This is a genomic window from Streptomyces sp. AMJ-169, from assembly GCF_055597585.1.
In genome coordinates this window covers 255,278-275,881 of record NZ_JBVLTJ010000009.1, presented here as the reverse complement: position 1 = coordinate 275,881, position 20,604 = coordinate 255,278, and the positions used below count along the sequence as shown (strand labels likewise).

The 20,604-nt window shown below is 72.4% G+C and carries 18 protein-coding genes; 10 read left to right on the top strand and 8 right to left on the bottom strand.

Going from position 1 to position 20,604, the window contains the following annotated elements:
- Positions 1–117: 117 nt before the first annotated feature.
- Positions 118–882, top strand: a complete 765-nt coding sequence (locus tag ACYUD3_RS23520; protein ID WP_470972984.1) for a VOC family protein — start codon at positions 118–120, stop codon at positions 880–882.
- Between the two features lie 7 nt (positions 883–889).
- Here ACYUD3_RS23520 and ACYUD3_RS23515 read toward each other — a convergent pair whose 3' ends face one another.
- From ACYUD3_RS23515 to ACYUD3_RS23505, 3 genes are all read right to left on the bottom strand, one after another.
- Positions 890–3,439: a cellulosome protein gene (locus ACYUD3_RS23515; protein WP_470972982.1), complete on the bottom strand. Its 2,550-nt coding sequence runs from the start codon at positions 3,437–3,439 to the stop codon at positions 890–892.
- Between the two features lie 240 nt (positions 3,440–3,679).
- Complete coding sequence (locus ACYUD3_RS23510; RefSeq protein ID WP_470973257.1) at positions 3,680–4,141, bottom strand: MarR family winged helix-turn-helix transcriptional regulator; 462 nt, start codon at positions 4,139–4,141, stop codon at positions 3,680–3,682.
- A gap of 683 nt (positions 4,142–4,824) precedes the next feature.
- Positions 4,825–6,447 carry an FUSC family protein gene (locus ACYUD3_RS23505; RefSeq protein ID WP_470972980.1) on the bottom strand — a complete coding sequence of 541 codons (1,623 nt, stop codon included), beginning with the start codon at positions 6,445–6,447 and terminating at the stop codon, positions 4,825–4,827.
- A gap of 196 nt (positions 6,448–6,643) precedes the next feature.
- Between ACYUD3_RS23505 and ACYUD3_RS23500 the strand changes: the two genes are divergently transcribed.
- The 5 genes from ACYUD3_RS23500 (at position 6,644) to ACYUD3_RS23480 (ending at position 10,710) form a co-directional block, all read left to right on the top strand.
- The gene (locus ACYUD3_RS23500; RefSeq protein ID WP_470973255.1) at positions 6,644–7,186 is read left to right on the top strand and encodes a DUF5134 domain-containing protein; all 543 of its coding nucleotides are present in this window, start codon (positions 6,644–6,646) and stop codon (positions 7,184–7,186) included.
- Between the two features lie 82 nt (positions 7,187–7,268).
- The gene (locus ACYUD3_RS23495) at positions 7,269–8,198 is read left to right on the top strand and encodes a M56 family metallopeptidase (RefSeq protein ID WP_470972978.1); all 930 of its coding nucleotides are present in this window, start codon (positions 7,269–7,271) and stop codon (positions 8,196–8,198) included.
- A 139-nt stretch (positions 8,199–8,337) separates the two neighbouring features.
- Entirely contained in the window at positions 8,338–9,033 is a 696-nt protein-coding gene (locus tag ACYUD3_RS23490; RefSeq protein ID WP_470973251.1) for a phosphatase PAP2 family protein, read from the top strand.
- A gap of 155 nt (positions 9,034–9,188) precedes the next feature.
- The gene (locus ACYUD3_RS23485; RefSeq protein ID WP_470972976.1) at positions 9,189–9,878 is read left to right on the top strand and encodes an HAD family hydrolase; all 690 of its coding nucleotides are present in this window, start codon (positions 9,189–9,191) and stop codon (positions 9,876–9,878) included.
- 157 nt (positions 9,879–10,035) lie between these two features.
- Positions 10,036–10,710 (top strand): TetR/AcrR family transcriptional regulator, encoded by a 675-nt coding sequence (locus ACYUD3_RS23480; protein WP_470972974.1) that lies wholly within the window; start codon positions 10,036–10,038, stop codon positions 10,708–10,710.
- A gap of 129 nt (positions 10,711–10,839) precedes the next feature.
- Here ACYUD3_RS23480 and ACYUD3_RS23475 read toward each other — a convergent pair whose 3' ends face one another.
- Positions 10,840–12,345, bottom strand: coding sequence for an LVIVD repeat-containing protein (locus tag ACYUD3_RS23475; RefSeq protein WP_470973248.1), 1,506 nt, complete (start codon positions 12,343–12,345; stop codon positions 10,840–10,842).
- Between the two features lie 188 nt (positions 12,346–12,533).
- Here ACYUD3_RS23475 and ACYUD3_RS23470 point away from each other — a divergent pair, with 188 nt between their 5' ends.
- Positions 12,534–13,187: a DUF305 domain-containing protein gene (locus ACYUD3_RS23470; protein ID WP_470972972.1), complete on the top strand. Its 654-nt coding sequence runs from the start codon at positions 12,534–12,536 to the stop codon at positions 13,185–13,187.
- 58 nt (positions 13,188–13,245) lie between these two features.
- Here ACYUD3_RS23470 and ACYUD3_RS23465 read toward each other — a convergent pair whose 3' ends face one another.
- Positions 13,246–13,692, bottom strand: a complete 447-nt coding sequence (locus ACYUD3_RS23465) for a DUF6214 family protein (protein ID WP_470972970.1) — start codon at positions 13,690–13,692, stop codon at positions 13,246–13,248.
- A gap of 221 nt (positions 13,693–13,913) precedes the next feature.
- Entirely contained in the window at positions 13,914–15,224 is a 1,311-nt protein-coding gene (locus ACYUD3_RS23460) for an extracellular catalytic domain type 1 short-chain-length polyhydroxyalkanoate depolymerase (protein WP_470972968.1), read from the bottom strand.
- Positions 15,225–15,524: 300 nt separating this feature from the next.
- Between ACYUD3_RS23460 and ACYUD3_RS23455 the strand changes: the two genes are divergently transcribed.
- On the top strand, positions 15,525–16,484 hold the full coding sequence (locus tag ACYUD3_RS23455) for a pectate lyase family protein (protein WP_470972967.1): 960 nt from the start codon (positions 15,525–15,527) through the stop codon (positions 16,482–16,484).
- A gap of 108 nt (positions 16,485–16,592) precedes the next feature.
- Positions 16,593–17,321, top strand: a complete 729-nt coding sequence (locus ACYUD3_RS23450) for a pectate lyase (protein ID WP_470972965.1) — start codon at positions 16,593–16,595, stop codon at positions 17,319–17,321.
- Positions 17,322–17,416: 95 nt separating this feature from the next.
- On the opposite strand, the gene ACYUD3_RS23445 is transcribed toward ACYUD3_RS23450, so the two are convergent.
- Positions 17,417–18,130, bottom strand: a complete 714-nt coding sequence (locus tag ACYUD3_RS23445) for a PaaX family transcriptional regulator C-terminal domain-containing protein (protein WP_470972963.1) — start codon at positions 18,128–18,130, stop codon at positions 17,417–17,419.
- A gap of 62 nt (positions 18,131–18,192) precedes the next feature.
- On the opposite strand from ACYUD3_RS23445, the gene ACYUD3_RS23440 reads away from it, so the two are divergent.
- Entirely contained in the window at positions 18,193–19,851 is a 1,659-nt protein-coding gene (locus ACYUD3_RS23440; protein WP_470972961.1) for an acyl-CoA dehydrogenase family protein, read from the top strand.
- A 57-nt stretch (positions 19,852–19,908) separates the two neighbouring features.
- Here ACYUD3_RS23440 and ACYUD3_RS23435 read toward each other — a convergent pair whose 3' ends face one another.
- On the bottom strand, positions 19,909–20,535 hold the full coding sequence (locus tag ACYUD3_RS23435) for an Rv1733c family protein (protein WP_470972958.1): 627 nt from the start codon (positions 20,533–20,535) through the stop codon (positions 19,909–19,911).
- Positions 20,536–20,604: the final 69 nt, after the last annotated feature.

The window sequence follows — 20,604 nt, the reverse complement described above, 5'->3', positions numbered from 1 at the left end:
AACGCCGTGTCGCCGGATCCACGCCGCTCCCGGGCCCGACGGCTCCGACGGCCCGGAAGTCCCGAGACCCCGGCGCTGCGAAGGCCCGCGGAAAGGGGCCCCACGGAAGGCGGCGTCATGAAGCTCGACATGCCCGTTCCCGGTGGCCCCTGCTGGGTCGAGCTGGGGACCAGCGATCTTGAGGCGGCCAGGGGGTTCTACGGCGCCCTGTTCGGGTGGCGGACCGAGACGGATCCCCGCGCCGAGGCGGGCGGTTACACGACGGCGTACCTCGGCGAGGTGCCCGTGGCCGCGCTGACGTCGCTGTACCAGCCGGGGCAGCCGGTCGCCTGGAGCGTGTCGTTCGCGGTGTCGGACGCGGACGTCACCGCGCGGCTGGCCGGCGAGGCGGGCGGGAGGGTGCTGCTCGGGCCGATGGACGTGCTCGACGCCGGCCGGTTCGCGGTCGTCGCCGACCCGGGCGGCGCCGTCTTCCAGCTGTGGCAGGCGCGCGGCTTCCCGGGCGCCGGGGTGTTCAACGCGCCCGGCTCGCTCGGCTGGGCCGAACTGCTGACCCGGGACACGGCCCGCGCCGAACGCTTCTACACGACCGTCTTCGGCTGGACCGTACGCCCCTCCGCGCACTACACGCAGTGGGGCGTCGGCGGCGAGGACTTCGGCGGCATGTTCGCGATGGACGACTCCCACCCGCCGGACGTCCCCGCGCACTGGCGGCCGTACTTCGCGGTGGCCGGCGCCGACGACGCGGCGGCCACCACGGCGGGCGCGGGCGGCACCGTCGTGACACCGCCCGCGCGGGTGCCGAAGGAGGCCCCGCGTACGACCGCGATCCTGCGCGACCCGCAGGGAGCCGTGTTCGGGGTGTACCAGGACCTGAGGTGACGGTCCGTCAGAACAGCGGTGTCACCGTGACGTTGTCCAACACGGGTGCGTACGCCGAGCGTTGGCCATACGTGTTATACGACCGCCCGTCGTAGTCGGGGAGTTCGGCGGCCGTGAAGGTGAGGGTGTTGGTGCCCCGGTTCAGGGTGACCGGGACGGTCAGGTCGTCGAAGTTGTTGAAGTGGAAGGTGGTCGGGAAGAGGATTCGCTGAGGTGTCTCGCCGTTGACCGAGAGGTCGGCGTGGCGGCAGAGGGGGTCCGGGTTGTAGTGGGTGGACGGCGCCTGTTCGCCGTTGGAGTAGCGCAGGGTCAGGGCGTGCCGGCCGGCCCGGTCGGCGGTGACGGTGAGCGTGAGGGAGTTGCCGGGTCCGCCGCCCACGCCGTCGACCGCTTTGCCGCCGGTGGCGTAGGGGTGGGCGCCGGTCACGCGGGCGGTGCCGGTGAGGGTGCCGTCCTCGGCGGGGTAGGTCGTGGTGGGCAACTGGCCTTGTGCTGACGATATGTGGAGGCGGTCCAGGGTGAGGCGGTCCGAAGTCGCCGTGACGGTGAGGCGGTTGACGCCGGCGGAGAGGTGGACGGCGGTGGTAGCGAGGTCGCCGACTGCTTCGCCGTTGACGGTCAACGTGCCGTGTCCGGCGTCGAGTTGCTCCACCTTCAGGCCGACCTCGCCCGCTTCCTCGGCGTGCACCCAGAAGGTGGCGGTCGCGCCCTCGTCGAGCACGGCCGCGCCGGGTCCCGAGGCGCCGGGGCGGGTGCAGTCGACGCGGGCGCCGGGGCCGAGGGCGGCGTACTCGGCGTCGTAGACGGCGGTGAACTCCCCTTCACTCAGGGCCAGATCGAGGCGGTCGATCACCGCGTCGCCTCGGGTGGTGCCGAGTTCGGGGTCGTGGGCGGCGAGGGTGAGGGTGTGGTGGCCGGCGGTCAGTTCGACGCGGGTGGTGGTGTGGCCCCAGACGGCCCACTGGTAGCCGACGGGCAGCAGCAGCTCGCGCGCCTGTCCGCCGTCGGCCCTCAAGAAGACGTTGGTGGGGCCGAGTTCGCGGACGAGGTCGGCCTTGTTGTACGAGTTCGCGAAGATCCGCACCTCGTACGTGCCGTCGCGCGGGACCTCCACGTCGAAGGCGAGCACCCCGTCGGAGCCGGTGCGCAGCCCGCCCACGTGGTAGCCGCCGGAGGTGGCGAACTTCCCCACGTCCTCGGGCGACCCTTCGGGCCCGTTCTTCGCGTAGCCGCCGCCGGTGTAGACCGCGTCCTCGGCCTCGTACGACTTCCGCCAACCGACGCTCGGGGGCAGCAGGTTGGCGCCGTTGCCGCCGGGCGAGAGGGTGAGCCGGTAGGCGGACATCTCGTCGAGATCAGCCAGCGGGACGCTCACCTGGCCGTCCGTCACCGGGAGTTCGAAGTCCTTGAGCCGCAACGGCTGTGCGCTCGGGCCCAGTTGGCCGGTCCAGGGGATCTCCTCCAGGCGGGCGTGCAGCGTCGCGCCGAAGAGGGCGGGGTCGACGTTCGTGACGGCGATCTCGGCGGCGCCGCCCGAGCCGCCGAACAGGACGCGGGCCTGGCGCTGTGCGCGGTCCAGGACGGCGACGCCCTGGAGGGTGTACTGGACGTCCGGGTGCGGGGCGGTGACCTGGACGGTGTCGCCGGTGAGGGTGCCGTAGGCGTGCAGGAGCCACCATTGGCCGTTGGCCCGGTTGGCGCCCACCGCCGAGTCGTTGAGGTTGCCCGCGATGTTCCAGTACGCCATGTCGGCGTCGACCTTGGACTCCTCGATCGCCGCGATCCACTGGATCATCTGGCCGGGGACGGAGAGGTGGTAGTTGTGGGCGTACTCGTTGATGTTGACCGGCAGCGGGCCGATCCCCAACTCCCGTTCCAGTGCGCGGTACTTGGCGACCGCGCCGCGCACCTCGCCGGGGGAGGACAGCTCGTGCCAGGTGACGACGTCGGGCAGCACGTCGTGCGCCTCGGCGAACTCCAGGAAGTCCTTCACCTCGTCGTAGAGGAGGCAGGTGTTGGGTCCGGCGATGCGGGCCTCGGGGTCCAACTCCTTGATGAGGTGGTGGACTTCGCGCCAGGCGGCGAAGAAGGCGTCCGGCTGGGTGCGCCAGGAGACTCCATCGTGGCTGAACTCGCCGTCGCCGAACATGTTCCCTTCGGGCTCGTTGAAGGGGACGTAGACGAGGTGGGAGCGCAACGGGCCTGCGGTCAGGGCGAGTTCGACCTGGCGGCGGACGCGCTCCTTGAGGTCGGCCAGCCGCTCCGGGCCCGTGTCGCCGGGCCACTCGTAGGGGAACCCCCGGTAGATGTCCGGGACATAGACGTAGATCTCCTTGCCGCCCGCCGCGACGAACGACGGCAGGATCTCCAGCGCGTCGGCGCCCGGGTGCTGGACCCCGTCCTGCGCCTTCGTCGAGACCGTGCGCAGCGCGATCCCCTCGATCAGGTTCCGGCTCGGGACGCCGTCGCCGTACACGCCGTACAGCGTGCCGCTCGCGCCGCCGTGGAAGGGGCCGGTGTCGGCGCCGAGGTCGACGGTCAGGGTCTCGGGTGCCACGGGGTCCTCCAGAGGGGGCATTACTGTCCGGCATGTCGAACATCGGTCGGTTCGTCGAATCGGCCTGGTCGAACGTAAGGAGGGGTGGCGGGTCACGTCAACGGGTGTGCGGGGGCTGAAGAAAAGGGTGGGGTTCCTGGGGAGGGGTCCGGACGGGGGCCCTGGGCGAACCCCGGACGGCAGCCCTGGGCGACCCCGAGCGTTCCGGGGGCCGCGGCCCCGGCCGGACTCCGGGTGCCCTCAGACCCGTACCCCTTGCAGATGCCCCTCCAGCCGCCCCAGCAACTCCCCCAGCAGCCCGGCGAGTTCGCCCTGGCGGTCGCCGTCGAGGGCGGAGAGGACCGCGCGTTCGTAGGCGAGCTGGTCGGGGAGGATGCCGTCGACGAGGTCGCGGCCGGCGTCGGTGAGCCGGACGTGGGCGACCCGCCGGTCCCGCGCGTCGCCGCGCCGCTGGACGAGTCCGCGTTCGGTGAGCTGCTTGAGGCGTTTGGTGACGGCCGCCCCGGACGAGAAGGTCTCCCGGGCCAGTTCACCGGGGGTCAGCTCGCGCCCGGTCCGCCGCAGCGCCCCCAGCAGATCGAACTCCGGCCGGCTGAGCCCCGCCCGCCGCAGCGGCGCGTCCTCGGCCTGCTGGAGGAGGGCCGCGCAGCGGTTGACGCGGCCGATGATCTCCATGGGGCCGGTGTCCAACTCGGGGTGCACGGACTGCCATTGGCGGACGACGGAGGCGACGGTGTCGCGGGGGGCGGGGGGTGGGAGATCGGCGGCGCCGGGGCGGGTGGGCGGCTCGGGACGCTCGGGGCGGACGGGCGGCTCGGCACGCTCGGGGCTGGTGGGCGACTCGGCGCCGGAGGTCGGCGGAATCCCCTCGGCACCGGGGCGAACGGACGGCTCGGCACCCTCGGGGCTGGCGGGCAACTCGACACCGGAGACCGGCGAAATCCCCTCGGCACCGGGGCGAACGGACGGCTCGGCACGCTCAGGACGGGCAGCCGGCTCGACACCGGAGACCGGCGAAATCCCCTCGGCGCCAGGGCGAACGGACGGCTCGGCACCCTCGGGGCGGACGGCCGGCTCGACACCAGAGGCCGACGAAAGCCCCTCGGCGCCAGGATCGACGGCTGCGCGGCTCGCGGCGGCGGTCCCGGACCGACGCCCGCCCACCTCAGGCCGACGCCCGCCCGCCACCCGGCCCCAGCTCCCGTCACCCTCGACACCAGCCCCAGACCGCTCCCCGCCCAGCCCCCGGCCCCAACCCTCGACGCCGACCTCAGACAGCCCCCCGCCCGCCACCCGGCCCCAACTCCCCTCACCCTCGACCCCGGACCGCCCCCCGCCCGCCCCCCATCCACCGTCCCCATCCCATCCCTGTCCCCGCGTCACCCTCATCCGCCCGCGTCCTCCCTCTCCACGTCCATGTCCCGGCCCGGCAGGAGTCCCTGGCGGCGGGCCGTGGTCGCGAGCGTACGGTGTCCGGTTCGCTCGGCCGCGACGACCCGCTCCTGGGGGAGGGCGCGCTGCCACCACTCGCCGGTCGCCGCGTCGGCGGCGGTGCGGAGGTCCGCGAGGGCGGCGGCGAGGGTGCGGCGCGCCGACTCCAGTGCGGCGGACGGGGGTCGGCGTTCGGACAGGAGGCGGGCCGCGTGCGCCTGGGCCTGTTCGGTGTGGGTCAGGGCCCGCTCCAGGCCCGTTCCCGCGCGGCGGTTGGTGACGGTCACGGCCGCCGCGAAGCCGACCAGCACGCCGACCAGCGTGTCCACCACCCGCTCGGTGATCAGCTGCCCGGAGTCCTGGACGCGCGCGAACTCGGTGATCAGCAGGGCCATCGGGGTCACGCAGACGCTGCCGAGCCAGTAGTTGCGGCTGATCAGCGCCTCGGCGCCGAAGCTCAGCGCGAGACAGCACAGCACCATGACCGCCGGGTGGAGATGGGTCAGCGGCGCGAGGACGGCGAAGGCGGCGACCCCGGCCAGGTTTCCGACGACCCGCTGCACGGCCCGGCTCCAGGTGAGGGTGACGTTCGCCTGGTACAGGGAGGCCGCGGTCACCAGCGCCCAGTAGGGGCGGCCGATCCCGAGGGCGAGGGAGGCGTATCCGGCGAGGGCGCAGCCCAGTGCCGTCCGGGCGGCGAGGGGCGCGAGTTGGCTCAGGCGGTGGCTCAACCGTCGTACAGGGGAGGCCAGTTCGGCTGTCACGCCGAGGAGTTCCGCGTCGTCCGACGCCGGCGCGGGCGGTTGCAGCACCGGGCCCGTCGTACGCAACTCGGCTGCCCAGGACATGAGTTGGGCGGGGTCGGTCTCCGTCGGGGCGGCCAGGGCGACCTCCGCGCGGATCAGGAGGTGTTCCAGGGCCGGGTCGGGGCGGGGCGTCGAGAGCAGGGCCTGCCAGGCGGTCTGGATCGCGGCGGCGGCGCGCGCCCGTGCCGCCGGGTCCGCGCCCGTCGTCCGCGCCGCCACCCGCAACGCCTGTGCCACGGACCGCCGTTCGGGTCCGCGCGGGCGCGTGAGCCCCGGCGCCATGCACACCAGCCACGCCCAGGCCCCCGCCGCGAGCGTCAGCCCCAGGTGCCCGGGTATCCGCACGGGCGTCTGCGGCAGGAACAGCGCGCCGGAGCTGATGAAGGTGAGGACGATGTGCCCGGGCGGTCCGATGCGGCCGGCGTCGCACAGGGTCTTCTGTACGGCCGCCAGGAGCGCGCCGACCGTCACCAGGACGACGGCGTCCGTGGTGAGGGACGCCGCGAGGAGCGCGACCCCGAGGCCGGCCGTCATCCCGAGGATCACCCCGGCGAGCGCCCGCGCGCGGGAGGCGTAGGGGCGGTTGTGGGCGTAGAGCGCGCACAGGGAGCCGGCCATCGTGTAGAGCGCGAGGTCGAGGCGGCCCAGGGCGAGCAGCGTGAGGTTCGGCGGGGCCGTCGCGACGACCACGCTGAGCGCGGGCTTGAACCAGATGTCGGAGGGGCGGCCCAGGCGGAGCACACCGGAGAGGGGGAGGCGACGGACGGACATGGCTATCAAGTTAGCAGGTGTTTTACTCGTGAAATATCACCTCCGGATGTCCGCCTTGGGCACCGAAGGTTCCTTCACGCCCCCCCGTCTGCCCCCTTGTGCGCTTTTGCGCTCGCGTGCGCGCCGCCTGGCTCGGGCAGCTTCCCCCGGTAGAAATTCCTGCGACGGGACGCAAGAGAAACGCCCGGAGGTGCACGTGCACGGACCGGCTTCTCCCGGCTGGCTGCTGGTGGCGCTGTGCGCGGCGACCGGCGCCTACTGCGTGCTGCGGATGCGCACCGCCGACACCGGGCGGCGGCGGTCGGCGGGCGGTGAGGCGCTGATGGGGTTCGGGATGGCCGCGATGGCGGTGCCGCCCGCCGCGTTCACCCCGCCGGCCTGGGCCTGGCCCGGGTACGCGGCCGTCTTCGGGGCGGCGGCGCTGCCCGCCCTGTGGGCGGCCCGGCGCGACCCGCACCACCTGCACCACCTCGTCGGCTCGGCGGCGATGGTCTACATGGCGCTCGTGATGGCGACCGCTCCCCCGCACGCGCACCTGCACGGCCCGGCGGGCGTGCCGCTGCTCACGGGCGCACTGCTGCTGTACTTCACGGCGTACGTGCTGGTGTCGGGCGTACGGCTGGTACCGGTCACGGGGGCCGGCGCGAGAAGCACGGGCTGGACCGACCGGCCTGAACTCACGCGCGCGTGCCGCCTGTCGATGGGCATCGGGATGCTGGCGATGCTGCTCACCATGTGAGAAGCGATCCCAATCGTGTCCTGCGTCACATTGCCGTACGGGGGTGCCCGCCGAGCGCGGCCCCGCTCATAAGGTGCTCGGCATGATGGTCCCCGCGGTCCTGCTCCTGCTCGGCTCCCTGACCGCCGTCCTGGCGCCGCGCCTGCTGGCGCGGGCCGACTGGCCGGACCGTGAACCGGTGGTCGCGCTGTGGGCGTGGCAGTGCGCGATCGCGGCGGTGCTGCTGTGCTGCGCGCTGTCGATGACGCTGAGCGCGGCGGCGGCCTGGCAGGCGGTGCGCGGGCACGTCTTCGCCCCGGCGCCGCGCGCGGTCGTCGAGGCGTACGCCCTGAGTGCGAGCGGCCCTTGGGCGGCTGCGCTCGCGGTGTCGCTGGCGTGCGGCGGGCTGTGGACCGGCGCGATGCTGGTCCGCGAGGTCTCCCGCGCGCGTAGGCGCCGGCAGCTGCGGCGGGCCGAACTCCGGCTGCGGGCACCGCTGTTGCCGGGCGAGCGGCCCGACCGGATGGTCGTCCTGGAGGGCGAGCGGGCCGACGCCTGGTGGCTGGCGGGGGCGACGCCCCAACTCGTCGTGACGACGGCCGCGTTGCGCCGCTTGAAGGGGCGTCAGCTGGACGCCGTCCTCGCGCACGAGCGCGGGCACGCGCTGGCGCGGCACGACTGGCTGCTGCACGCGTCCGGGGCGCTCGCCGGAGGTTTCCCGCAGGTGCCGGTGTTCGCGGCGTTCCGCGCGGAGATGCACCGGCTCGTCGAACTCTCCGCCGACGACATGGCCTCGCGCCGCTTCGGCCGGCTGACCACGGCCCTCGCGCTGGTCGAACTCAACGAGGACCGCGGGGTGTTCGGCCCCGCCCCGACCCCGCACACCCACCTCAGGCAGCGCGTCCACCGCCTCCTCACACCCCCGGACCGCCTCACCGCGGCCCACCGCCTGCGCCTGACGGCGGTCGCGACCCTGGTCCCGGTCGTCCCGGTCCTGGTCACCCTGGTCCCGGCACTGCACGCGCTGGGCTGAGGGGAGGCGGAGGCACGCCGGCCGCCGTAGGACCCGGGGCGAAACGACCGCACCAGACGGGAACCTTCCGCCCCCGCCGGACGTAGAAGTGACAACCGGCCCCTACGACGACCAGCGCCCCTCCGCCCCCAGGACCCGCATGCGCCCCCCACCCCACACGGCTCCACCCCTCGCCACCCCACCCCACTCCCGAACCCCCCTCCGCCTGGCCCTCACCCTGGCCGCCCTGTCCGCGCTGCTGATGGCCCTGGTCGCCGCTAAGTGGCCACCCCTGCTGGACGCGGACGGCGAGATCGCGCGCGCCGCGCACCGCTGGGCGGTGGACTCGCCGGCCCTCACGCGGGCGAGCCGGGTGCTGACGGACTGGGTGTGGGACCCGCTGACGATGCGGCTGCTGCTGGGGGCGGCGGCGATATGGCTGGTGTGGCGGCATCAGGCGTGGTGGACGGCGCTGTGGCTGGCGGCGGCCTCGGCGGTGGGGACGCTGGTCCAGCAGGGCCTCAAGAGCGCCGTCGGCCGCGACCGCCCGGTCTGGCCGGACCCGCTCGACTCCGCCCACTACGCGGCCTGGCCCTCCGGCCACGCCCTCACCGCGACCGTCGCCCTGGGCCTCCTGCTCCGGCTCCTGCACGTGCACGCCCCCTCCTCCCTCATATGGCGTACGGCGCTGGCGGCAGCCGTCGTCTCGGTCCTGGGCGTCGGCCTGACCCGCGTCTGGCTCGGCGTCCACTGGCCGACGGACGTCCTGGGCGGCTGGCTGCTCGGAGCGGCCCTCGTCGCCCTGGCGATCGGCGCGCACCGCAAGTGGCTGGGCGACCCGGCCGTACGGCGCTGACCCCCGATCATCCCCAACTGACCGCCGCCGTAAGGAGATCGCGCGACCGTCTGGCGGTGTGGCCGGAACTCCCTTGCCGTACGCGGCACTCCCCTGCGATCGCACTCCCGCCAAAGCGCCCTGTGCTGGACAAATAGGCCGGTAGAGTCCAGCGCATGGCTGCCGTACTCTTCGATTTCTCCGGGACCCTCTTCCGTATCGAGCCCGCCGGCGACTGGCTGCGCGCGGTGCTCCACGAGGCCGGAATCACTCTGCCCGAGCCCGAACTGACCGCTCACGCACGTGCGTTGGAGGAGGTCGGCGCACAGCCCGGCGGGACCTTCCCGGCGCGGCTGCCCGCGGAGCTGACCGGGGCGTGGGAGGTGCGCGACTCCAGCTCCGAGGCGCACCGGGCCGCGTACACCGGCGTCTCCCGCCAGGTCCCGCTGCCCGCTCCGGGCCTCCATGACGCGCTCTACCTCCGCCACATGACCCCGGCCGCCTGGGCGCCGTACCCGGACGCCGCCGAGGTGCTGCGGGCGCTGCGCGACCGGGGGATCAGGATCGGCGTGGTGAGCAACATCGGCTGGGACCTGCGGCCGGTGTTCCGTACCCACGGGCTCGATCCGCTGATCAACGCGTACGTCCTGTCGTACGAGTACGGCATCCAGAAACCCGACGTGAAGCTGTTCCGGATCGCGTGCGACGCGGTCGGGGCCGAGCCGGCCGAGACGGTCATGGTCGGTGACGACCGCACGGCGGACGGCGGGGCGGCGGCGCTGGGCTGCCAGGTGCACTTCGTGGACCATCTGCCGGTCGACGAACGGCCCGCGGGACTGCGGCCGGTGCTGCAACTGGTGCCCTGAACCAGGGAGTTGACACTTCGTCAAATAAAAAGCCGGCCGTCTCGGACGATCCCCCGTTTCGCCCGAGACGGACGGCCTGCCAGGCCCCGGCCACGAGGGCGGGACCGCCTGCGTCGATTATAGTTGGCTGCCAGCCAGTCAACGCAGGAGTTACAGGATGTCCCCGCGCAGCGCATCGGTCAATGAGGAATTGCGGCGGCGTTCCCGGGAGCGGCTGCTGAGGGCGGCGCTGGAGCTGGTGGGCGAGCGGGGGTACGACGCGACGACGCTCGGGGACATCGCGGACCGGGCGGGCTCGGCGCGGGGTCTGGTGTCGTACTACTTTCCCGGCAAGCGGCAGCTCGTGCAGTCGGCCGTGCACCGGCTCATGCACCGGACGCTCCAAGAGGCGCTGGAGCGGGAGCCGTTCACGGCGGACGGGCGGGAGCGGATGGCGCGGGCCGTCGACGCGCTGCTGGGGCTCGCCCGGGACCGTACGGTGCTGATGCGCCAGCACATGGCGGGACTGCTGGACGCGGAGGGGTTCGTGCAGTGTCCCGAGCAGCGGCGGCTCGCGGAGCTGCTGCGGGAGACGGTCGCCGGGCACGGTTCGCGGGACGTGGAGGCCGATTACCCGTTGCTGCGCACGCAGTTGATGGGGGCCGTGTACGCGATGGTGCTGCCCGGGGTGCCGATGCCGCTGGTGACGCTGCGGGCGGAGCTGTTCGCGCGGTACGGGCTGGACTGGGAGCAGGGTGTCCCGCCGGACACCGAGGTGCCCGGCGGGACGTGCGACCCGGATCTGTCGCGCTTCTTCGAGACGGGGGCGGAGGCCGGGGCCCGGTCCGAGTAGCCGGCGTTCAGGGGAAGTCGCCTCGGCCTGGACCGGGTTGCCGTCGTCCGGCTCAAGTCATCCTTGACCGGCCCGAGTTGGCGGCGCCTGTCTCAAGTCGCCGTCGCCCGGCCCGAGTCGCCCGCCGGCTCAGCCGAAGTAATCAGGCTGCGTCTGGACGTTCAGCTCGTTCATGCGGATCCGCTTCGCCGGGTCCGTGCGCGGGTCGCTGATCTTCAGGACGTCGAGGCCCTTGGTGATGTCGTTGGAGTAGATGTGGCCGTTGTAGTAGTACGCCGACCACGTGCCGCCGAACGAGAGCGCGTCGGTCGAGAGCGGGCCGCGCTCGAAGTAGGCGATCTCCCTGGGGTGCGCGGAGTCGGTGAACTCCCAGACGGAGACGCCGCCTTGGTACCAGGCCTGGACCATGATGTCGCGGCCCTTGACCGGGATCAGCGAGCCGTTGTGGGCGACGCAGTTCTCGGTGTCGGCCTGGAGGCGCGGGATCTTGAAGTAGCTGCGGAAGACGAGCTTGCGCTTGTCGCCCTTGCCGACGATGTCGTAGATGCCGTCGGCGCCCCGGTTCGGTCCGGTCGCCGCGTTGCAGGTGGCGCCGCCACCGCCGCCCAACTCATCGGTGAAGACGACCTTGTTGGCCTTCTGGTTGAAGGTCGCCGAGTGCCAGAACGCGAAGTTGACGTTGTCCTGTACCTGGTCGATGACCTTCGGACGCTCAGGGTCCTTGATGGACATCAGGATGCCGTCGCCCATGCAGGCGCCGGCCGCGAGGTCCAGCTCGGGCAGGGCGGTGATGTCGTGGCAGCCGGTGGTCTTGGAGACGCCCGGGTTGGTGGGCGCGCCGGGGTTGCCGCCGCCGTCGGGGCCCTCACCGGGGAAGAGCACGGTGAAGTTCAACAGGGCCGCTTTTTCAGGGGCGTTGCGTGGCACCTTGACGATGGAGATGCCGTCGTGCGGGGGCTGGCAGTCGGGGTAGGCGGCGTTCGGTGAGTACGAGGAGACGTAGATGTAGACGTTCTTGCGCTCGGGCACCAGTGTGTGGGTGTGCGAGCCGCAGGCGGTCTCCACGGCGGCCACGTACCGGGGGTTCTTCTTGTCGGTGATGTCGAAGACCTTCATGCCCTCCCAGGAGGACTTCTCGGTCGCCGGCTGGGTGGTGCTGTTGCAACTGCTGTCGCTGCGCGAGGAGTCGGTGGACAGGAACAGCAGGTTCCCGGAGACGGAGACGTCGTTCTGCGAGCCGGGACAGAGCACCTCGACGACCGACTTGGGCGCCTTCGGGTTGCTGATGTCGTAGATCCGGAAGCCGTCGTAGTTCCCGGCGAACGCGTACTTGCCCTGGAAGGCCAGGTCCGAATTGGTGCCCTGGAGCGCGTTCTTGGGGACGTTGGCGACGTGCTCGATGTTCGCCGAGTGGACGATCTCGTCCTTGCCGGGTATCTCGCCGGCGGCGATCGCCGCGGCGGCCTCGTTCTGTGCCTTCTGTGACACCCCGCGCTCCGCGGCGGGCGCGTCCCCGGGGTCGGGGGTCGCGACGGCCGGGCCCGCGGTGAGCAGCGCGGTGAAGAGCCCGGCGGCGGCCACGACGGCTCCCAGGCGTCTGCGCCGCGTGCGGGGTGCGGTCTTTCCGTGAAGCAGGGTCACTGCGTCCTCCCTCGTCGCCGTTCGATCAGGAACGGGTCAACGCTTCCCGAAGTATGGTCTTAGTCATGCCCACACCAACAGATGGCAACAAGCTCGTCACATAACTTTTCGATCGGCGGGGCACAGATTCGTGCTAGGACGGTCTCAAGCAGCTCTCAACTCGTCAGCCACAGGAGGAAGTTGTGCCCTCTCGCCGTACGTACCTGGTCACCGCCGCCGTGCTGCTGGCGGTCGCCGGCGCGGGCTGCTCGGGGCCGGGCGACGACGGGCCGAGGGGCGTGGCGAGCGGCGGCCCGGCGGTGATCGTGCCGGGGAAACCGGGCGAGGAGAACAAGACGCTCTCACCGCAGGAGGCGGCCCGGCAGCGCGCCGAGGACGACACCCCCAACTCGGCGGACGTGACCTACGCGCAGATGATGATCGTCCATCACGCCCAGGCCCTGACCATGACCGAACTCGCCCCGGACCAGGCCGAGTCGGCGTCCGTGAAGGGACTCTCCGCGCGGATCGCGGCGGCCCAGCGGCCGGAGATCGAGGCGATGGAGGCGTGGCTGAAGTCGTACGGCGAGCCCACCGGGGCGGGCGGGCACGCGGGGCACACGACCATGGCCGGAATGGCCACCGAGGCCCAGCTGAAGCAGCTGCGCGCCGCGCGCGGCAAGGCGTTCGACCAGCTCTTCCTCACCCTGATGATCACGCATCACCAGGGGGCGATCACCATGGCCGGCGAGGTGAAGGCGCAGGGGAACAACATCCGCGTCGAGGAGATGGCGGACGACGTGGTGGCGCAGCAGACCAGTGAGATCTCGCGGATGCGGGGGATGCTGGACGGGTGAGGCGGGGGAAAGCGGGCCGGCTGACGCGAGGGAGGCCAGCCCCCTCCAAGTGCCCTACTCAGCCCCGCACATGACGCGCCGTCAGGAACCCCAGGTTCCGCGCCTGCGCGATGAGCCCCAGCGACCGGCGCCGACTGTGCCCGGTGGCCGCCATCACCGCGACGACAGGATCGGTGCCCCCCTCCTGGGCGGCGCGGTACTCCTGGGCGACCAGCCGGCACCCCTCCGCGCCGCGCGGCCAGGCGGAACGGGCCCGCCGCGAACTCCTCCCGGGCTCCTCGACCCCGCACACCTCGCACAGCGGGCCCTCGATCCAGTCGGCGACGACGGTGAGGTCGACGAGGGAGAGCGCCGGCTGGGCGCGGACGTCCTCGACGGACACGCCCGCCTCGGTGACGACGGCGAGCACCTCGATCCAGGCGAGGTCGGGGAAGTCGAGCCGGACGGTGTACCAGGAGGTCGCGCCCCCGTCCTCCCGCACCTCCCACGCGGGCCGCACGGACACCGCCGCGTCCTCGGCAAAGCGATCAGAAAGATTAAGAAACGATGCTTCTAGCACATACGCAACGTAACCGCATGATCACATTCCATACGAACGGACACGCGCACCGATAATCCCCGGCACGCGTACGGATCATTGGTCACACGGTCGGTTTGTATGCGGCGAGACGGAGCCGGACACCCCCCGCGCCACGGACGGCACCCGGCCCTGACGATCAATCAACTTCAGCTGCACACACTCCCGTTGAGAGTGAACGCGCCCGGCGCGGCGGCGTTCCCGGTGTGGTCGGCCTGATAGCCGATGGTCACGCCGGCCCCGGCGGCGAGAGCAGCGTTGTACGACACGCTGGCCGCCGTCACCGCTCCGGCGGCCGGGCTGAACGTGGCGCCCCAGCCGTTGGTGATGGTCTGGCCCGCGGGCAGGGTGAAGCCGAGCTGCCAGCCGTTCAGGGCGGTGGCGCCGGTGTTGGTGAGGGTGACGGAGTTGGTCAGGCCGGTGTTCCAGGCGCTGACGCTGGACGTCACCTTGCAGGGGCCGGTCTGCGGCGGCTGGGGGCTGCCGGTGCCGGTGTCGAGGCCGAAGAAGTGCAGGACCCGGGCGCCCATGCCCCAGGCGTAGAGGTTGTGGCCGACGCCCTGGAGGCTGACCGCCTCGACCGGGGCCTGGTCGCCGGCGCCGCCGTAACGGGTGCGGGTCCAGCCGGAGTCGGGGGTGTCGGTGGCGGCCGGGGTCTGGGTCAGGCCGTGGACGTTCGTCCACTGCTTGATCTCCTCGCCGAAGTTGACGTAGTTCAGCGCGGCGTCCTCGGTGCCGTGCCACAGCTGCATGCGCGGGCGCGGGCGCGGTCCGGTGTAGCCGGGGTACGCGGCGCGGACGGCGTCGCCCCAGGTCTGCGCGGTGCGGGTGATGCCGCCGCCCGAACAGGCGCTGTTCCACTCGGCGCCGTCGGTGGTGGCGAAGCAGGTGTAGGGCACTCCGGCGAAGGCGGCGCCCGCGGCGAAGACGTCGGGGTACTCGGCGAGCAGGACGTTGGTCGTCATGCCGCCGGAGGAGATGCCGGTGGCGAAGATCCGGCCGGTGTCGGCCGCGTAGGCGGCGACCGTCCAGTCGACCATCGACTTGATGCCGGTGGGGTCGCTCGCGCCGCCCCGGACCAGGGCCTGCGGGGAGGACACGTCGAAGCACTTGCTGGCGCGGGTGACCGAGGGGTAGACGATGACGAAGCCGTACTGGTCGGCGAGGGTCTTGTACTCGGTGCCGTTGTACATGTCGGGCCCGGAGCCGGTGCACCAGTGCACGGCGACCAGGATCGCCGGGTGCGCGGTGACGTTCGCCGGGGCGTAGACGTACATGCGCAGATTGCTCGGGTTGGCGCCGAAGCCGGTGACCTCGGTGAGGGTGGCGGGCGGGACGGGGGCTGCCGAAGCCGGCGCGCTGACTGCCGGCGGGGCGTTCAGGAACATGGCCGCGAGCAGCACGGCCAGCGCGGCGAGCAGTGAACGCGGCGCCGTGCGCGGGGAGTTGGGAGTGGCCACGAGTCGGGTCCCTTCTGGTCTGCGGCTCGGGACGGGGCGGGTCGATAGGGGGTCTCGGTTCGCATGGTGGCATGCCCATGCCGTCCATGGAAGCGCTCCCACACTCTTTCGGGGCCGGCCCGGAACGTCGTGCGCGAGCCGTTGACCGGAAAGCGCTTTCCCTCTACGGTCCGTTCAGCGATGTGACCGAGCCGCCGACTGTTCGCCCCACAAGGTCACACTCCGCCCGATCTTTGGTTCAGTGCCACGCACATCGTTCATGCATATGCACATCCTGCCCTCACGGAGGGACACATCCGCATGCGCGCACATCCCCCACAGAGATCCGCACCGGCCCTCGTGGCCCTGCTCGCCCTCGCGGCGCTCGCGCTCCCCGGGCCGGCGGTCGCCGCCGACACCTCGCCGGTCGGGTTCGGGGCCGGCACGACCGGCGGCGGCAGCGCCTCGGCGGTCACCGTCTCCACCCTGGACGCCTTCAAGTCGGCCGTGACCGGGGCGACTTCGAAGGTCGTACGGGTCAACGGCCTGATCACGCTGAGCGGTCAGGTCGACGTCGGGTCCAACACCACTGTTCTGGGCGTCGGTTCGGCCTCCGGGTTCACCGGGGGCGGGCTGCGGCTGAAGAACGTCACCAATGTCGTGCTGCGCAATCTCAACCTCAGCAAGCCGCTGGCGCCGGCCGACGGCATCGAGGTGCAGCGCTCGACGAAGGTGTGGATCGACCACAACTCCTTCTCGGCGGACCGGGATCACGACAAGGACTACTACGACGGACTGCTCGACATCAATCACGGGTCGGACTACGTCACGGTCTCCTGGAACACCTTCAAGGACCACTACAAGGGCTCGCTCGTCGGCCACAGCGACAAGAACTCGGCCGAGGACACCGGGCACTTGAGGGTGAGCTACCACCACAACCTGTTCAGCGACGTGTACTCGCGCCTCCCGAGCCTGCGGTTCGGGACCGGGCACTTCTACGACAACTACGTCACCGGCGCGGAGACGGCCGTGCACTCGCGGATGGGCGCGCAGATGCTCGTCGAGAACAACGTCTTCCGCGACACGAAGGTCGCCGTCACGACCAGCCGGGACAGCGACGTCGACGGCTACGCCAACCTGCGCGGCAACGACCTCGGCGGGGCCGCGACCGAGGTGTCGCAGACCGGCACGTTCACCGCGCCGCCGTACGGCTACACCGCCGAGCCCGCGTCGTCCGTCGTCGCGTCGGTCACGGCGGGGGCCGGCGCCGGAAAGCTCTGATTCCCCCCACGCATCCCCCCCCACTCCCCCCAACTGATGGAAGGCACAAGGCACATGACCCCACGCAGATTAGGCGGCGGGCTCGCCGCACTCGGACTCTCACTTGGCATGATCACGCTAAGTGGCGCCAACTCCCCCGCGAACGCCGCCACTTGGCCCTCCGCCAGCGGAAGCCAGGCCGTCTCCGCGACCATCTCGCTGTCGGGCACCAAGGACTACGGGATGCTGCGCCTGTACGGCACGGGCGCGCTGGGCACCGACAGCCAGGACGAGGACCAGGGGCCGATCCTGAACCTGGCCGCCGGGACGGTCCTGAAGAACGTCATCATCGGCGCGCCCGCCGCCGACGGCATCCACTGCGCGGGCAGCTGCACGCTCCAGAACGTCTGGTGGGAGGACGTCGGCGAGGACGCGGCGACGTTCCGCGGCTCGTCGTCCTCGAACGTCTACACCGTCTCCGGCGGCGGCGCCCGCTCGGCCAGCGACAAGGTGTTCCAGTTCAACGGCGCGGGCACACTGAACGTCGCCAACTTCGCGGTGCAGGGCTTCGGTACGTTCGTGCGCTCCTGCGGCAACTGCTCGACGCAGTACAAGCGGACGGTCAACCTCGACACCATCGAGGCGACGTACTCGGGCAACAAGCTCGTCGGCATCAACACCAACTACGGCGACAGCGCGAGCCTGAAGAGGATCACGATCGTCGGGGACAGCGGCAAGAAGATCGTGCCGTGCCAGAAGTACATCGGCAACAGCACGGGCAAGGAGCCGACGACCAACGGGTCCGGGGCGGACGGGACTTACTGTAAATACGCGTCCTCGGACATCACCTACAAGTGACGCCCATCCCCTGAACGCCCTTTGAAATCCCCCGAGTCGCCCTCGCCGGCCGGCCGCAGCACACCCGCACAGCGCTGCGTACGGCCGGCGGGGGTTCATCCGCGCTCTGTGAACTCCCGCCGGTACTCGGCGTATCGCTCCCGCAGCCGCGCGCCGGGCCAGTCGCCGGGCAGGAGTTCGGGCGGCAGGACGGGGTCGGCGAGCAGGTGCCGTACGACGGCCGCGAAGGCGGTGAAGCGGGCGGCGGGGGTCGCGGCGCCCGTGGTGCGGGCGAGGAGGGTGTGGCCGGTGGCCGACCACTGCGTCAACGGCCAGAGGGCTGCGGCCAGTTGGGCGGGGTCGTCGTCGGGGCGGGCCGTCAGGCGGGTGGTGGCGCCGGTGACGCCCGGGGGCCAGGGGCGGTCGAGGGTGTCGGGGCGCAGCCAGACGCCCTCGCGGAGTTCGGCGAGCCGCAGGCGGGTCAACTCGGTGCGCAGTCCGGTGCGTTCGGCCGGGGGGCGGCCGGTGGCGGTGATCACCGCGAGCTCCCAGTCGCCGGTCCAGGGGCGGGTCTTCGGGTGCAGCGCGGCGTCCTGGCGGGCGCGGCGGTCCAGGAGCCGTTCGCCGATGCCGTAGACGGCGTCCGCGCAGCGCAGGTCGCCGGCCGCCGTCATCCGGCTGAGCGCGGCCCGCAGCGTGGAGCCGCCGATGCCGAACGGCTCGACGAGCCGGACCAGCTCGCGCACCGGCAGCTCGGGGGGCTCCGCGCCGAGCAGCAGACTCAGCACCACCGACCGCGCGGACAGCGGGCGCAGCTCTCCTGACTCCATCGGCTCCTCTTCCCTCGTGTTGCAGCATTGCGACAACCGTAAGTGAAGCGCAACATGGAGGGATGACCCCGCTCCCCGCTCCGCAGCCGTCGTACACCACGCACGACGTCACGAACCAGCCGCCGCCCCTCGTGCCCTACGACGCCGCCGCCGACGCGGCCCTGCTGGAGGGGGTGCGGCGGGAGGGCGCCGGGTGGGCGGAGGAGGAGATCCGCGCGCTGGGGCGGCTGGCGGGCGGCGCCGAGGCGCAGGAGTGGGCCGAGCTGGCCGACCGCAACGCACCGGTGCTGCGCACGCACGACCGGTACGGGCACCGGGTCGACGAGGTCGACTTCCACCCGGGCTGGCACGCGCTGATGGAGACCGCCGTCGGGGCCGGGCTCGCCGGTTCGGCCTGGGCGGACGACCGTCCGGGCGCCCATGTCGCGCGCACGGCGGGCGGCCTGGTCTGGAACCACACCGAGGCCGGGCACGGCTGCCCCGTGTCGATGACGTACGCGGCCGTCCCCGCGCTGCGCCGCCAGCCGGACCTCGCGAAGCTCTACGAGCCGCTGCTGACGAGCCGCGCGTACGACCCGGGGCTGCGGGTGCCCGCCGGCAAGCGCGGGCTGCTGGCGGGCATGGGGATGACCGAGAAGCAGGGCGGGTCGGACGTCCGGACCAATACGACGGCGGCGGCGCCGGCCGCCGAGCCGGGCGTGTACACGCTGCGCGGGCACAAGTGGTTCACGTCGGCGCCGATGTGCGACGTGTTCCTGGTCCTCGCCCAGGCGCCCGAGGGGCTGTCCTGCTTCCTCGTGCCGCGCGTGCTGCCCGACGGCACCCGCAACCCGTTCCGCATCCAGCGGCTGAAGGACAAGCTCGGCAACCGCTCCAACGCGTCCTGCGAGCCGGAGTTCGACGGGACGCTGGCCTGGCTGGTCGGGCCCGCCGGGCAGGGGGTGAAGACCATCATCGAGATGGTCAACTGCACGCGCCTGGACTGCGTGATGGGTTCGGCCGCCCTCATGCGCAAGACCCTCGTCGAGGCCGGCCACCACGCACGGCACCGCAGCGCGTTCGGCGCCCTGCTCTACGACCAGCCGCTCATGCGCAATGTGCTCGCCGACCTCGCCCTGGAGTCGGAGGCCGCGACGACCCTGACGCTGCGGCTCGCCGGGGCCGCCGATCGCTCCGCGCGCGGGGACACCGCCGAGCAGGCCTTCCGGCGGATCGCCACGGCCGTCGGCAAGTACTGGGTCACCAAGAGGGGGCCCGCTTTCACGGCGGAGGCCCTGGAGTGCCTGGGCGGCAACGGGTACGTCGAGGAGTCGGGGATGCCCCGGCACTACCGGGAGGCGCCCTTGCTGTCGATCTGGGAGGGCTCCGGGAACGTCAACGCCCTGGACGTCCTGCGCGCGCTGAGCCGCGACCCGGCCACCCGGGAGGCGTACTTCGCGGAACTCGCGCACACGCGCGGGGTGGACGCCCGCCTGGACGCGGCCCACGCGCGCGTGGAGCGTGCCTTGGCGACGGCGTCCCCGCTGACGGCCCGCCGGGTGGTGGAGTCCATGGCGCTCACCCTCCAGGCGTCCCTCCTGGTCCGCCACGCCCCGCCCGCCGTGGCGGACGCGTTCTGCGCGAGCCGGCTGGACGGGGACTGGGGCCACTCTTTCGGGACGCTGGCCGAGGGGGCGGACATCGAGGGGATCTTGGGGCGGGCGCTGGCGGAGGGGGTCTGAGCGGCCACCAGGACTACGGCCGCAAGGCAACGCACGTCGGCCTCAAGGGCACCCGCGTCACCCCGTCTGCCGCCGCCCCCACAGCGGATCGAACCGCGCCCACTCCGCCCCCCACTGCTCCACCCGGTGCCGTTCCAGGCGGGAGCGGGTGAGGCGGCCGGTGATGAAGGGGAACACGGCGGCGACGAGCCCGGCGAGGGTGCCCACCAAGGCGGAGCGCAGGCGGGCCTGGGTGGGGGTGGTGGGCTCGGTCACGAGGCGGCCTCTGGCGTCCGTCCAGACGTCCACGTGGGTGCCCCGGGGGCTGCCGGCGGCGACGCGGACCTGGCCGGTGCGCGGGGTGCCGTCGGGGCCCGTCCAGGTGACCTTCGCCCAGACCTGGTCCGATCGGGTGGCGCCGGTCGCGTCGGTGCTCGTCCCCGGTGCGTGTTCCGGCAGGGTCCCCTCGACGGTGTGCCACTCCGCGCGCTCGCGCGCGAGGCCCTTCTCCATGGCGTGGGCGGCGCTCCAGCCGCCCAGGACGCCGGTCACGACGGTGACCGCCCAGGCGGCCAGCAGCACCCACGCCTCGACCGTGTCGGAGCGGCGCTTGAGCGGATTGCGCCGCCAGCGCCACAGCAACACCCTCGGACCCCGGTCGCGCCGCCGGCGCCACCTCCTCGTCCCCGGACCACGGAACGCCATCGAAGGCTTCCTCCTCATGAGCGCGTGAACATCAGGGCGACCTCCCATACGAACGCGGAGGCCCGGATG

Bases quoted from the DNA above. Each gene is read 5' to 3' on its own strand.
- ACYUD3_RS23455 (WP_470972967.1), top strand. From the start codon at position 15,525: ATGCGCGCACATCCCCCACAGAGATCCGCACCGGCCCTCGTGGCCCTG.
- ACYUD3_RS23520 (WP_470972984.1), top strand. From the start codon at position 118: ATGAAGCTCGACATGCCCGTTCCCGGTGGCCCCTGCTGGGTCGAGCTG.
- ACYUD3_RS23435 (WP_470972958.1), bottom strand. From the start codon at position 20,535: ATGGCGTTCCGTGGTCCGGGGACGAGGAGGTGGCGCCGGCGGCGCGAC.
- ACYUD3_RS23485 (WP_470972976.1), top strand. From the start codon at position 9,189: ATGGCTGCCGTACTCTTCGATTTCTCCGGGACCCTCTTCCGTATCGAG.
- ACYUD3_RS23450 (WP_470972965.1), top strand. From the start codon at position 16,593: ATGATCACGCTAAGTGGCGCCAACTCCCCCGCGAACGCCGCCACTTGG.
- ACYUD3_RS23445 (WP_470972963.1), bottom strand. From the start codon at position 18,130: ATGGAGTCAGGAGAGCTGCGCCCGCTGTCCGCGCGGTCGGTGGTGCTG.
- ACYUD3_RS23495 (WP_470972978.1), top strand. From the start codon at position 7,269: ATGATGGTCCCCGCGGTCCTGCTCCTGCTCGGCTCCCTGACCGCCGTC.
- ACYUD3_RS23505 (WP_470972980.1), bottom strand. From the start codon at position 6,447: ATGTCCGTCCGTCGCCTCCCCCTCTCCGGTGTGCTCCGCCTGGGCCGC.
- ACYUD3_RS23440 (WP_470972961.1), top strand. From the start codon at position 18,193: ATGACCCCGCTCCCCGCTCCGCAGCCGTCGTACACCACGCACGACGTC.
- ACYUD3_RS23490 (WP_470973251.1), top strand. From the start codon at position 8,338: ATGCGCCCCCCACCCCACACGGCTCCACCCCTCGCCACCCCACCCCAC.
- ACYUD3_RS23480 (WP_470972974.1), top strand. From the start codon at position 10,036: ATGTCCCCGCGCAGCGCATCGGTCAATGAGGAATTGCGGCGGCGTTCC.